This is a genomic window from Sphingomonas sp. HF-S4 (genome assembly GCF_032911445.1).
In the GTDB taxonomy this organism is placed as follows: Bacteria; Pseudomonadota; Alphaproteobacteria; order Sphingomonadales; family Sphingomonadaceae; genus Sphingomonas; species Sphingomonas agrestis.
Genome location: NZ_JAWJEJ010000001.1, coordinates 3,007,422 through 3,020,066 on the forward strand (window position 1 = coordinate 3,007,422; position 12,645 = coordinate 3,020,066).

Consider the following 12,645-nt stretch of genomic DNA (forward strand, 5'->3'; position numbering starts at 1 on the left):
CTGCGTAACCAACAGGGGCCAGCATGAACCTCGAGAAATTCACCGATCGCGCCAAGGGATTCCTCCAGTCGGCGCAGACCGTGGCGATCCGCATGAGCCACCAGCGGATTTCCCCCGAACATCTTCTCAAGGCACTGCTCGAGGACGAGCAGGGCATGGCGAGCGGGCTGATTGCCGCGGCCGGCGGCAATGCCAAGCAGGCGCTCACCGTCACCGATGCGGCGCTGGCCAAGATCCCCGCCGTGTCGGGCGGCGGCGCGCAGCAGACGCCCGGGCTCGACAATGATCTGGTGCGCCTGCTCGACCAGGCCGAGCAGGTCGCGCAGAAGGCCGGCGACAGCTTCGTCACCGTCGAGCGGCTGCTACTGGCGCTGACGCTGGCGACCACCACCGCAGCGGGCAAGGCGCTGGCCGCCGCCGGCGTGACCCCGGAGGGGCTCAACGGCGCGATCAACGCGCTTCGAAAAGGCAAGACTGCCGACACCGCGGGTGCCGAGGATCGCTACGATGCGCTCAAGAAGTTCGCGCGCGACCTCACCCAGGCGGCGAAGGACGGCAAGCTCGATCCCGTGATCGGCCGCGACGAGGAAATCCGACGCACGATCCAGATCCTAGCGCGGCGCACCAAGAACAATCCCGTGCTGATCGGCGAGCCCGGCGTCGGAAAGACCGCGATCGCCGAGGGCCTGGCGCTGCGGATCGCCAATGGCGACGTGCCCGACAACCTCAAGGACCGCACCTTGATGTCGCTCGACATGGGCAGCCTGATCGCGGGCGCGAAATATCGCGGCGAGTTCGAGGAGCGCTTGAAGGGCGTGCTCGACGAAGTGAAGGCCGGCGAGGGCGACATCATCCTGTTCATCGACGAGATGCACCAACTGATCGGCGCCGGGAAGAGCGAAGGCGCGATGGACGCGGGCAACCTGCTCAAGCCAGCATTGGCGCGTGGGGAGCTGCATTGCATCGGCGCGACCACGCTCGACGAATACCGCAAATATGTCGAGAAGGACCCGGCGCTCCAGCGGCGGTTCCAGCCGGTTTTCGTCGGCGAGCCGACCGTCGAAGACACCATCTCGATCCTGCGCGGGCTGAAAGAGAAATACGAGCTGCACCATGGCGTGCGGATCACCGACGGCGCGCTGGTCAGCGCCGCGACGCTCTCCAACCGCTACATCACCGACCGCTTCTTGCCAGACAAGGCGATCGATCTGATGGACGAGGCGGCGTCACGCATCCGCATGGAAGTCGAGTCCAAGCCCGAGGAGATCGAGAATCTCGACCGGCGGATCATCCAGCTCAAGATCGAGCGCGAGGCGCTCAAGAAGGAGACCGACGCTGCCTCGAAGGACCGGCTCGCCACGCTCGAGACCGAACTCGCGAGCCTTGAGGAACAATCCGGCGCGCTGACCGCGCGCTGGCAGGCCGAGAAGGACAAGATCAACGCCGAGTCGCGCCTCAAGGAGCAGCTAGAAGCCGCCAAGCTCGAGCTCGAACAGGCGCAGCGGGCGGGCGACCTGGGCAAGATGGCCGAGCTCAACTACGGTACGATCCCCGCGCTGACCAAGCAGCTCGAAGAGGCCGGGCAGCAGGCCGGCAATGCGATGCTGCGCGAAGAAGTCACCGCCGAGGACATCGCCGGGGTCGTCGCGCGCTGGACCGGCATTCCCGTCGACAAGATGATGGAAGGCGAGCGCGAGAAGCTGCTCAATATGGAGGAGCAGCTCGGCAAGCGCGTGATCGGCCAGGCCGACGCGGTGAAGGCCGTATCGACCGCGGTGCGCCGCTCGCGCGCCGGGCTGCAGGATCCCAACCGTCCGCTCGGCTCGTTCCTCTTCCTGGGGCCCACCGGCGTCGGCAAGACCGAGCTGACCAAGGCGCTCGCCGAATTCCTGTTCGACGACAGCAACGCGATGGTTCGCATCGACATGAGCGAGTTCATGGAGAAGCACTCGGTCGCGCGGCTGCTCGGCGCGCCTCCGGGCTATGTCGGCTATGAGGAAGGCGGCGTGCTGACCGAGGCAGTGCGGCGGCGGCCGTACCAGGTCGTGCTGTTCGACGAAGTGGAGAAGGCGCATGCCGACGTGTTCAACATACTGCTCCAGGTGCTCGACGACGGGCGACTGACCGATGGCCAGGGCCGCACGGTCGATTTTTCGAACACGATCGTGATCCTGACTTCGAACCTGGGCTCGCAATTCCTCACCAACCTCGCCGACGGGCAGAAGGTCGAGGATGTCGAGCCGCAGGTGATGGAGATCGTCCGCGCGCATTTCCGGCCCGAATTCCTCAACCGATTGGACGAGATCATCCTATTCCATCGGCTGGCGGCGGAGCACATGGCGCCGATCGTCGATATCCAGGTCGGCCGGGTCGCCAAGCTGCTCAAGGATCGCAAGATCGTGCTCGATCTGTCGGAGGCCGCCCGCGCGTGGCTGGGGCGTGTAGGCTACGACCCGGTCGATGGCGCCCGACCGCTGAAGAGAGCCGTGCAGCGCTATCTCCAGGATCCGTTGGCCGACAAGATACTGCGCGGCGAGGTCAGGGACGGATCGACGGTGCAGATTGAGGAGGGCGACGGGGCACTTGCGCTCAGCGTGGACTAAACGCCGGCATAACTATTGCCCCTCAGCCGGAGACGCGCCCGAAAGCACCGGGTGGCTCGTCGCTGCGAAGCCACCCGGTTATGGAGTAACGCAGTCCATAGCAGAAGGATGAGACCATCCCCACGCTGTGATCCTGCGGGACGCTGAAGACGTTCAGCGCGTTAAAAATGGGCCGATATGCTTTTTCGATGTCGTGCTGCGGATCGAAGAACTGGAGGTAGCCACCCCAGTCGCGCTCCCAAAGCTTGGTGAAATTGAAGACATAGGCAGCCACGCGATGCCCACCTTCGTCTAAGTCACTATGGGATTTCAGGAAGTTACCTGAGCGGTAAAGCGTAGCCTGGGCATCCGCCCATCTGATATCGGGTCGACCCGTCAACGCCCGAAAGAAATCTAGCGACGCGGGTGAATTTAGAAACTCGTACGCGGCGAGAATGCCTAATTTCGGAGCGGTTGGAGTGAAGTAGTTCGATACCATCGGATAGAATTGATACAGAAACTGATACTGTGTTCGAGCGCGCTCCTGAATCCCTCCCAGTATCTGATTTAGCTCGGCCTGACTTAGCGAAGCAAGATAATCCGGTGGAAGTTGGCGTACCTCGCTGCCAACATTATATGCGAGCCACCAGGGCGTTTCCGAGCTCAGCAACCCGTGGATGCGCTCTGCGTCCTCGGCGATAAAAAAATCTCGAATCTGCATCCTGCGGTCCGCTTGAAACGCGAGCTTCAGAACGTCGGGGTCATGGGCTGGATTGATTCGGATCACGCAACCTCACTCCAAGTTGTTCGAGCCTCGCAACGCGCAATTTCATTCGCGTCGCGCTTCCACAAAAAAAGGGGCGGCACTAGGTGCCGCCCCAATTTCCATAGCGAGCTTCGAGTTAGAAGCTCACGCGCGCGCCCACGCGGAAGTAGCGACCCATGATGTTCGGGCCACCCCAGGCGGGGTTGAACTGGAAGATATGGTACGCAGCGCTCGGATCGAACACGGGATCGATGCCAAGGACGTTGAGCACGTTCGCGTAGATGGTGAAGTTGTCGCCCACCTTCTGGCTGAGGCTCAGATCGACGTTCCACTGGGCCTTCGCCTCGCAGAGCACCGGCGTCACGTTGTCCGCATAGGTCGAGACCGAAGCGCCGACGTTGTTGAGGCAGTCACCCTTGACGCCGCCGTAATCGATCGATGCCAGGTCATAGCCGCTGGTGTAGTAGGCAGTGACCGAGCCGGTGAAGCCACCGACCTCGACCGTGTTCTGCCAGCTGCCGCGCCACTTCGGCGCACCCGAGCACGACGTGACGTCGCAGGGGCTGAGCGTGCCGTCGTACCGCTGCACGTTGTCGCCGATCGTCTTCTCGAACTTGATGAGGTACGAAGCCTCAAGCGAGCTGGAGAAGGTCACGTCACCGAACGACTTCCGGAAGTTCGCACCGAAATCGAGACCCGACACGCTCTGCGAGTCGTTGTTCTGGAACGAATACTGGATGAAGCCGATGTGCGGCAGGGCGTTCGGGAAGTTGATGTCCGGCGCACCCGGAAGCACCGTGATACCCGGTATGTTCACAACACCATTATTGGCATAATACTGGTTCTGAACGTCCGAATAGTCGGCACCGCCGATGATATCGGTCACCTTGATGTGGAAGTAATCAACGGTGAAGCTGACATTGCGGATCGGTTCGAAGATGGCGCCAACGGTCCAGCTGGTCGACTTCTCCGGATCAAGCGCGGCGTTGCCCGTCGAGGTCAGACCCACCGGGAAACCGCCCGTGGCATAGGAATTGCCACCGTGTGCGTTGATGAACGCCTGCTCGGCCGGGACGCTGTTGCTCAGCTGGAAGTTCACGTAACCCGTGGTCGGCAGACCATAGGCCTCGTTGAACGACGGGATACGGAAGCCCTTCGACCACGTACCGCGCACTGCAACCTGCGGGATCGGCGTGAACTTCGCGCCGATCTTCGGCGAGAAGTTGCTCTGGCCCGACGAATAATCGTCGTAACGGCCCGATGCGTTGATCTCGAGCTGCGGGACGACCGGCGCGCTGACTTCGAAGAACGCCGACTTGACTTCACGCGAACCGACCGCGCCGACCGCATTCACGCTGTAATAGCGATCATAGGGGTTGGCGAGATTTTCGGGGTTCGCCGACGGGTTGTTGATCGACTCATGACGATACGCAACGCCGACTGCCGTCTGCAGCGGACCGCCCGGCAGTTCGAACAGCGACTTGCTCAGGGTACCCGACACCTGCCACAGGTCCGAAGTCGAACGCGTGTTGTTTTCCGGCGCGATGTAATCGCGGATCGCTTCCGAATTCGCATCGGGATTGATGAAGTTGTAGGTACCGCGTGCAAGCACGTCCGCGATGCGCTGACCATTCAGGAAGTTGTTCTGAATGATGTCGAGCTGAACCTGCGACGCCGTAGCTTCGACCGAGTAGTTCCAGTCTTCACCGAAGCTGCCGTTGATGCCGACAGCGGCACGCAGGCTGCGCGACTTGCTCTGGATGTCACGCGGACGATCGTAGCGATACAGCAGCTGCGCACGGCTGCCCGAGGCGGCGTACGGGTTGTTCGGGTTGAGCACGCCATTGGCCGCGGTGCAGCCAGTGTTCAGATTGCCCGTCTGGCCGAACGAGCCGACGCCGGTCGGGCAGACATAGACCGGCAGGAAGACGTTGGTCGGCTGCACGAAGCCAGCGGGAGTGGGCGGCGGATATGCCGTACCACCGTTGAACGCGAGCGGCGCCAGCTGGGTGTGGGTCTTGACCTGATAATAGTTCGCCGACGCGTAGAACTCGGCGTTGTCGCCCACCTTCGCAGTGAAGCGACCGGCAAAGCCCATGCGCTCCTGCTCCGGCTGGAGCTGCGAATATTCCGCGCGCGGGTCGAGCGAGCACTGCGTGGTGCCGGCGCTGGTGGCCGCGCCGCCGTTGGCGACCGACGGCACGGTGACCGGAGTCAGGTTGCGGCAACCGGCAGCAGGGTTGAGGAGCCGGAAGAGGTTGCCCGGGACCACGGCGCCGGTCGCGTCGACCGGGCGGCCGACGGCGACCGGGGTCGCGATCAGTCCGTTGTAGATGAACCCGGGGCCGCTGGTGGCATTGCTCGGAATCACGCTGTTCCAGACGCCGCTGGTCATGCAGACCTTCGAACCCGGAGCGTAAACGCGCGCGGTAGCGCCCGTGCCGACGGTGCCGCCGAGCGAGGTGCCGCACAGGCCGCTCAGGTCCGACGTGCCGAACGGATACTTGCGGTCGCGCGCCCAGAGCGCCTCATTCCGCTGGTATTCGCCGTTGATGTAGAAGTTGAAACCTTGCTCGTCGAGGTCACCATAGCCCCAAGTCGCATCGAAGCGCTGCTCGGGGGCATCGCCCAGTTCCGAGATGCCCGCCGAGGCGTTGAGATGAAGGCCCTTGATTTCCTTCTTGGTGATCACGTTGACCACGCCAGCGACCGCGTCGGCGCCGTAGGTCGACGAAGCACCGTCACGCAGGATTTCGATACGCTCGATGATCGCGTTCGGAATCGTGTTCAGATCGACGAAGTTGCGGTGGCCGTCGTCCGCGAGCGGATACGGCGCCATGCGCTGGCCGTCGAAGATCGTCAGCGTCGACTGCACGGTCAGGCCGCGCAGCGAAACCGCGTTCGCGCCGGTCGCGAAGTTCGAACCGGTGTTCCAGCCCTGGGTGATCGTGCCCGCGCCGTTTGCCGACACGCGCTGCACGGCCTCGGCGACCGTGTTGATGCCGCGCTGCTGGAGCGACTCCGCGCTCAGCACGGTGACCGGCGAAGCAGTCTCAGTATCCGTGCGACGGAACAGCGAACCGGTGACGACGATATCGCCGCTGCTGCTGTCTTCCTGTGCCGCCGTGTCTTCGGCGGGCACGGTCTGCGTGTCCTGCGCGAACGCAGGCGCAGCGAAGAGCGTGCCGGCGAGGACGAGCGCGGACAACGCCGTGCCGCCGCGCAGGCCGCGTGTGATCTGGGTTTTCTTCATGAATTTCCCTCGCATTTCCGGCCGTAACATTTCGCCCCGGCCGGGTGTCTCCCCGCTCTTCCCGCGCGTGCGTCAGGCACACTTCGGGCAGAGCTTGCGATGATGGATGATGGGCGCGCCTTCGCCTGTAAAGCATACAAAGCTGTGACACTGCGCCCTTTTGAGCGGACTGTAGCTGAAATACCACAGGGGCATTGTGAATGTTGCGTGAATGCCCGGCCGATTGTTCAAAAATGTTGCGGCGCAGGATGGCTGAAATCAATCGGCAACAGGCATCGGCCCGGCGACGAGCAGCGGATCGATCCGGGCATCGCGCCATTTAAGACTCCAGTGAAGGTGGGGGCCGGTCGCACGCCCGGAACGGCCCACCGCGCCCACCGGCTGGCCGCGGCGCACGCGCTCGCCGAGTTTCACGTCGATCCGCGACAGGTGCATAAAGGCGGTATTGAGCCCCATGCCGTGGTCGATCATCAGCAGGTTGCCTTCGAGCGTGAACGGCGCCGTCGCCGCAAGCACCACAACGCCGTCGGCCGGAGCCAGCACCGTCGTTCCGGTCGGGCGGGCGATGTCGATCCCGGAATGATAGGAGCCGGGCTCGCCGGCATAGATTCGCTGCGAGCCGAACAGCGTCGAGATGCGGCCGGTGACCGGCCAGAGGAAGGTCTGGCGCCAGCCCTGGGAATCGCTCTCCCGCGCACGCGCGGCGTTGATCTGGGCGAGCTCGGGGCCGCGGATACGCTCGAATTCGGGGCGCGGCACCGGATATTTGGGCAGCGTGTTGAGCCGCGAGATATCCCAGGCGCGCGGCGCGATCGTCAGCGTCTGGCGGACTTCGCTGCCGTTGTTCAGCCGGGCGACGAGAATCGTGCCGGGGCCAGCATCGCGGTCGAACGCAATCAGGAAGCGGCGGTCCGGCGCGACTTCGACCGGCGCGCCGCCGAGGCTGAGCAGGGTCGTCCCGCGCGGCGCAGTGCCCAGCGCGAAGCCGCCCTGGATCAGCTTGCCGGTGAGCCCGAACCGCTCCTGCTGCTGCGCGGCGAGCGGGCCGCTCGCAGCAGCGCTGCCGAGGAGCGGGACCGCCAGCGCAGCGAGCAACAGCCTCATTTGCCGTGCAGCGCCTGTGCCACCTGCTCGGCGCCGGCATAGGGTTCCTGGCGCTCGGCGCTCCAGTAGCGGAGGCGATCGAGCGGGATGCGCTCGCCGCTGACGGCGCAGACGACATGATCGCCGGGAGCGAGCACGCGGAAGCTGTTCGCCATGTAATGGAGCTTGGCGGCGCGGGCGGTGTTCGACATCAGCATGGCATTCTCTTCGGGTTTGGATTCATAGCAGCGAAGGCTGTTCGGGGCCTGAACCAGTGTAGGTCTTGCCGCCCGGACGCTCAACCCGAGCGTCGACCGGGCCATCGATGAAGTGGAGCGTCACGGCCTGGGCGGAGCGGGCGTCGGCCGCCGTGCCGACGACTTTCCGCGTGCCGCGCGCCTCGACCCAGGCATAGCCCTTTTCGAGCGGGCGATTGGGATGGACCAGCTTCAAGTGGCTGGAAAGCGCGGCCAATCGCTCCGACGCTGCGCGCAGCTTCTGATCGAGCATCGCAGGCCGCAATGCCCCGGCGTCGCGATCCAGCTGCGCACGCGCCAGCGTCACGCGGCGCTCGAGCGCGCGGTCGAGCCGGCCCGCCATGTCGTCCATCTTCTGCCGCTGGGGGCCGAGCAGCGCATCGCGGCGCGGCAAAATCCGGACGAGCGCCTGAAGCCGCTCGCCGGCACGCTCGTGATAGCGGCGGACGCAACGTTCGGTGCGGTGCGCGAGCGTCGCGACGGTGTGGCGTACGTCCGCGAGCACCGGCACCGCCATCTCCGCGGCGGCGGTCGGCGTCGGCGCGCGCAAGTCGGCGGCGAAGTCGCACAGGCTCGTATCGGTCTCGTGACCGACCGCGGAAATGACCGGAATCGCGCTGTTCGCGACCGCGCGGACCGCGACTTCCTCGTTGAACGCCCATAGATCCTCGATCGAGCCACCGCCGCGCGCGACGATCAGCAGGTCGGGACGGCGGATCGGACCATCTTGGGGCAGCGCGTTGAACCCCTGGACCGCGGCGGCGACCTCGGCAGCGGCCCCCTCTCCCTGCACCTTGACCGGCCAGACGAGGACATGACTGGGAAAGCGATCGGCGAGGCGGTGGAGAATATCGCGGATCACCGCGCCGGTGGGCGAGGTCACCACGCCGATCGTGCGCGGCATATAGGGCAAGGGCCGCTTGCGCTCGCGATCGAACAGCCCCTCGCCCGCCAGCTTGGCCTTCAGTTTCTCGAACAGCGCCATCAGCGCGCCTTCGCCGGCGAGCTCCATCCGATCGATGACGATCTGGTATTTGGAGCGGCCGGGATAAATGGTTAGCTTGCCGGTGACCACGACTTCGATCCCGTCCTGCGGCTGGAACGGGATCGCGCTGGCAGCGCCGCGCCAGATCACCCCGTCGATCACCGCATCGGCATCCTTGAGCGCCAGATAGGCATGCCCCGAGGCGGCGCGCTTCCATCCCGAAATCTCGCCGCGCAACCGGACATGGCCGAACTCGCCCTCGACCATGCGCTTGAGCGACTGCGAGAGTTCGCTGACGCTCATCGCGGGTGCGTTGTCCCCCGGCACTTGCTCGGCTACGAGCCGCGCGGATGACGTATCGGAAAAGGGGTCGGCCATGAACGTCCTGCTACTCGGGTCGGGGGGCCGCGAACATGCGCTTGCCTGGAAGCTCGCACAATCGCCGCTGCTGACCCGGCTCTACGCCGCGCCGGGCAATCCGGGAATAGCGCAGCACGCCGAGACCGCCGAGCTGGCGCTGTCGGACCACCGCGCGGTGATCGATTTCTGCATCCGCCACTCGATCCAGTTCGTGGTGATCGGCCCGGAGGCGCCGCTGGTCGAGGGCTTGGGCGACAATCTGCGCACGATGGGGATCGGCGTGTTCGGGCCCAACAAGCTGCCCGCGCAGCTCGAGGGATCGAAGGGCTTCACCAAGGATCTGTGCGCGCGCGAGAACATCCCGACCGCAGGCTATGTCCGCGTCGAGAGCCGTGACGGCGCCCTTGCCAGCCTCGAGGATTTCGGCCTGCCGGTGGTGATCAAGGCCGACGGCCTCGCCGCGGGCAAGGGCGTCACCGTCGCGACGACGCGCGACGAGGCCGAGGAAGCGATCCAGGCGATCTTCGCGGTGAACGGTGCGAGCGCGGTGATCGAGGAGTTTCTCGAGGGCGAGGAAGCCAGCTTGTTCGTGCTGACCGACGGCACGACGCTGCTCCCATTCGGATCGGCCCAGGACCATAAGCGCGTCGGCGACGGCGACACCGGCCCGAACACCGGCGGCATGGGGGCGTACAGCCCCGCCCGAGTGCTAACCCCGGCGCTGGAGCAGCGCGCGATCGACGAGATCGTCCGTCCCACGGTCGAGGCGCTGGCGCGGATGGGATCGCCGTATTCGGGGGTGCTCTATGCCGGGCTGATGCTCACCGCCGACGGCCCCAAGCTGATCGAATACAATGCCCGCTTCGGCGACCCCGAATGCCAGGTGCTGATGCTGCGCTTCGAAGGCGATCTGCTCGAGCTGATGATCGCGATCGCCAAGGGTGAGCTGGCGGGACGCGCCGATCCGGAATTCTCCGCCGATACCGCGCTGACCGTGGTGATGGCGGCGAAGGGCTATCCCGGCACCCCCGAGACCGGCGGCACGATCGCCGGGATCGACGCAGCCGAGGCAACCGGCGCCAAGGTATTCCACGCCGGCACGCGCAGCGACGGCGATTCGCTGGTGGCAAGCGGCGGGCGCGTGCTGGCGGTCACCGCGCGTGGATCGAGCGTAAGCGAGGCGCAGGCCGCGGCGTATCGCGCGGTCGACGCGATCGACTTCCCGAGCGGCTTCTGCCGCCGCGACATCGGCTGGCGCGAAGTCGCGCGCGAGGACGATCAAGGGTAAACTATTCGAGCGCGCAGCCCTGCAGCATCGTGGTGCCGGCGATGGCAGTGACGCTTCGGCATGCGAGAGCGACGCGGTCGCCCTTGGCGACGCCGGCGAGTTGCTCGCGCGTGCCCGAAGGGAAGTTCGCGACGATGTAGTTGAACTTCGTCCGCCCTTCGAGCGAGAGCGCCGGCGTGGATCCCGGCGTCACCATCGTCGCGACCGTACCGCTGACCGTCACCGGTCCGGGATAGCGCGCGCGGGCGCCCTGCGGATCGGCGTTGAACGCCGAATCGAGGCTCGCCGCCGTGGTGCTCGTGCGGGTTTCGGCCGTCTGCTCGGTCTTTTCCTCGGACGCAGGCGCGTCACCCGCCTTCTCGGGCGCCTCGACGGCTTCGGAGGCGTTGTCGCCGGCAATCGGCCGGGCGCCGTCGCGCTGGCTCCACAGCGCGAAGCCGATCACCGCCAGTGCGAGGACGAGCAGCACCGGCAGGATCAGCCCGCCCCGCCCCGAACGCGGCGGCGGCGCGGCGCGCTCGGGTAGTGGGCCGGGCGTCGCGTGGACCACCGCCGGCGGGGCTGGAGTCGGCACGGGTTCCGCATCGGCGGTCACCGCCTCGCCACACTTCGGGCAGAAGCGGGCATTGTCGGGAAGGGCAGTACCGCATTGGCTGCAAAATGCCATTTCTTGCTCCTCGTCCACGCCGAGCCCAACGACGCCGCAGCCGCGAAATCGTTCCGCAGGGCGACTTCAATCGAAAATGCGTAGGATCTGCAGGAATTCGGTAGGGCTGCGTCGGGTCACGCGCTGGCACCAGCGATCGATCAGGAAGGCCGTCAGCACGCCGAAAAGAAGCCCGCCCACCAGTCCTGCACCATAGCCGAGCCCGAAGAGCGCCTGATAGCCGAACAGCGCGGCAAGAAGTCCCCCGATGAACTCGGCGATCGCGAAGAGCAGCACCAGCAGCCAGCCGCCGCGGGGCTTCGGGGCGGGCGCTGCCGGCCGCTTGCCGCCGGCAAGGCGCGGACGCGGGCGTGCGCTCGCCGGGCGCGCCGGCGACACCGCAGCGCGATCGGCGAGTGCGCGGGCAGGCGCGAACAGGCTCCAGCGCACCGAGCGATAGAGCGCCCAGCCGATCGCGACGAGCATCGCGCCCATCAGCACGAACCCGCCCGCCTCGTCGCCCTGCGGAAACCACATCGCGGTCACCATCGCTGCCGCCACGACGCAGAGGAAGAACGCCGCGACATGGAGCAGGAAGCTCACCCCGCCCTTGAAGACGAAGCGCTCGAATTCGGCTTCGCTGACCGGCAGCGCCGGCCCGGTGCCGTTGGCGCGATAGACATAGCCGGTACCGTGCTTCTCGAATTGCATCGCCATGCCGGCGCCGAAGAGCGAGATGAGTCCCATGGGTCGTCCTCCAACCTGTACGTCAGCCGGTCCGCGCCGCGGCGATGCTCTCGCGCACCCGTGCCAGCGCCGCCGCCTCGACATCGCGCTCGCCCATCGCGGCCCAGGCGCCGCTGACGTCGAACGTGCAATGGCCATGGACCGTTGCCACCAGCGAGCGGGCCAACGTTCCGATCGCCTCGTCGGGTCCGCGGCCGAGCGTGACGGCGACTTCGCGGACGACGACCCGCATCAGGCGCTGCCGCACCTCGGCCTGTTCGGGCGAGATCGTCTCCGGCGCCGGACGATGTTCGTAGATCGCCGGCCAGCGCAGCGGGTTCGCCCGGGCAAAGGCGAAATAGGCCGCGACCAGCGCCGCGATCCGATCCTCCCTCGCCTGCTCCAGCCGCGCTTCGAGCGCCTCGGCCCAGAGCTCGAACGTGCGCGTGTTGATCGCGGTGATCAGTCCGTCGACATTCCCGAAGACATTGTGGATCGTCCCGATCGTGTAGCCGACGCGCTTGGCGACTTCGCGCGCCGAGAAGCCCGACAGGCCCCGTTCGGCGATCACCGCCTCGCCGGCCTGGAGAATAAGCGCGCGCAGTTCGTCGCGGCTGTGATCGGATCGTCGGCCCATGAAATCTCGCTCGATGGAGGGGTAGCACCCGCCGGCAGACGCCGGCAGGGGCTGAGAGGGGT

Annotated in this window: 10 protein-coding genes; 2 read left to right on the forward strand and 8 right to left on the reverse strand. The window is 65.9% G+C overall.

The window, feature by feature from the left end; genetic code table 11:
• The first annotated feature begins 23 nt into the window (after positions 1–23).
• Positions 24–2,603, forward strand: a complete 2,580-nt coding sequence (clpB, locus tag RZN05_RS13700; RefSeq protein WP_317227159.1) for an ATP-dependent chaperone ClpB — start codon at positions 24–26, stop codon at positions 2,601–2,603.
• A 22-nt stretch (positions 2,604–2,625) separates the two neighbouring features.
• Here clpB and RZN05_RS13705 read toward each other — a convergent pair whose 3' ends face one another.
• The 5 genes from RZN05_RS13705 to xseA form a co-directional block, all read right to left on the reverse strand.
• Positions 2,626–3,369, reverse strand: coding sequence for a 2OG-Fe(II) oxygenase (locus RZN05_RS13705; RefSeq protein ID WP_317227160.1), 744 nt, complete (start codon positions 3,367–3,369; stop codon positions 2,626–2,628).
• 115 nt (positions 3,370–3,484) lie between these two features.
• Positions 3,485–6,601 (reverse strand): TonB-dependent receptor domain-containing protein, encoded by a 3,117-nt coding sequence (locus RZN05_RS13710; RefSeq protein ID WP_317227161.1) that lies wholly within the window; start codon positions 6,599–6,601, stop codon positions 3,485–3,487.
• Between the two features lie 258 nt (positions 6,602–6,859).
• Positions 6,860–7,705: a M23 family metallopeptidase gene (locus RZN05_RS13715; protein ID WP_317227162.1), complete on the reverse strand. Its 846-nt coding sequence runs from the start codon at positions 7,703–7,705 to the stop codon at positions 6,860–6,862.
• On the reverse strand, positions 7,702–7,902 hold the full coding sequence (locus RZN05_RS13720; protein ID WP_317227163.1) for a DUF2093 domain-containing protein: 201 nt from the start codon (positions 7,900–7,902) through the stop codon (positions 7,702–7,704). Before RZN05_RS13720 ends, RZN05_RS13715 begins: the two co-directional genes overlap by 4 nt.
• A gap of 22 nt (positions 7,903–7,924) precedes the next feature.
• Positions 7,925–9,304, reverse strand: coding sequence for an exodeoxyribonuclease VII large subunit (xseA, locus tag RZN05_RS13725; protein WP_317227164.1), 1,380 nt, complete (start codon positions 9,302–9,304; stop codon positions 7,925–7,927).
• Between xseA and purD the strand changes: the two genes are divergently transcribed.
• On the forward strand, positions 9,303–10,574 hold the full coding sequence (gene purD / locus RZN05_RS13730) for a phosphoribosylamine--glycine ligase (protein WP_317227165.1): 1,272 nt from the start codon (positions 9,303–9,305) through the stop codon (positions 10,572–10,574). The two genes, xseA and purD, sit on opposite strands and share 2 nt — an antisense overlap.
• Before the next feature lies 1 nt (position 10,575).
• Here the strand turns inward: purD and RZN05_RS13735 are convergent, their stop codons facing one another.
• The 3 genes from RZN05_RS13735 to RZN05_RS13745 form a co-directional block, all read right to left on the reverse strand.
• On the reverse strand, positions 10,576–11,241 hold the full coding sequence (locus tag RZN05_RS13735) for a zinc ribbon domain-containing protein (RefSeq protein ID WP_317227166.1): 666 nt from the start codon (positions 11,239–11,241) through the stop codon (positions 10,576–10,578).
• 66 nt (positions 11,242–11,307) lie between these two features.
• Complete coding sequence (locus RZN05_RS13740; protein ID WP_317227167.1) at positions 11,308–11,967, reverse strand: hypothetical protein; 660 nt, start codon at positions 11,965–11,967, stop codon at positions 11,308–11,310.
• Positions 11,968–11,989: 22 nt separating this feature from the next.
• On the reverse strand, positions 11,990–12,583 hold the full coding sequence (locus tag RZN05_RS13745) for a TetR/AcrR family transcriptional regulator (protein ID WP_317227168.1): 594 nt from the start codon (positions 12,581–12,583) through the stop codon (positions 11,990–11,992).
• Positions 12,584–12,645 lie beyond the last annotated feature (62 nt).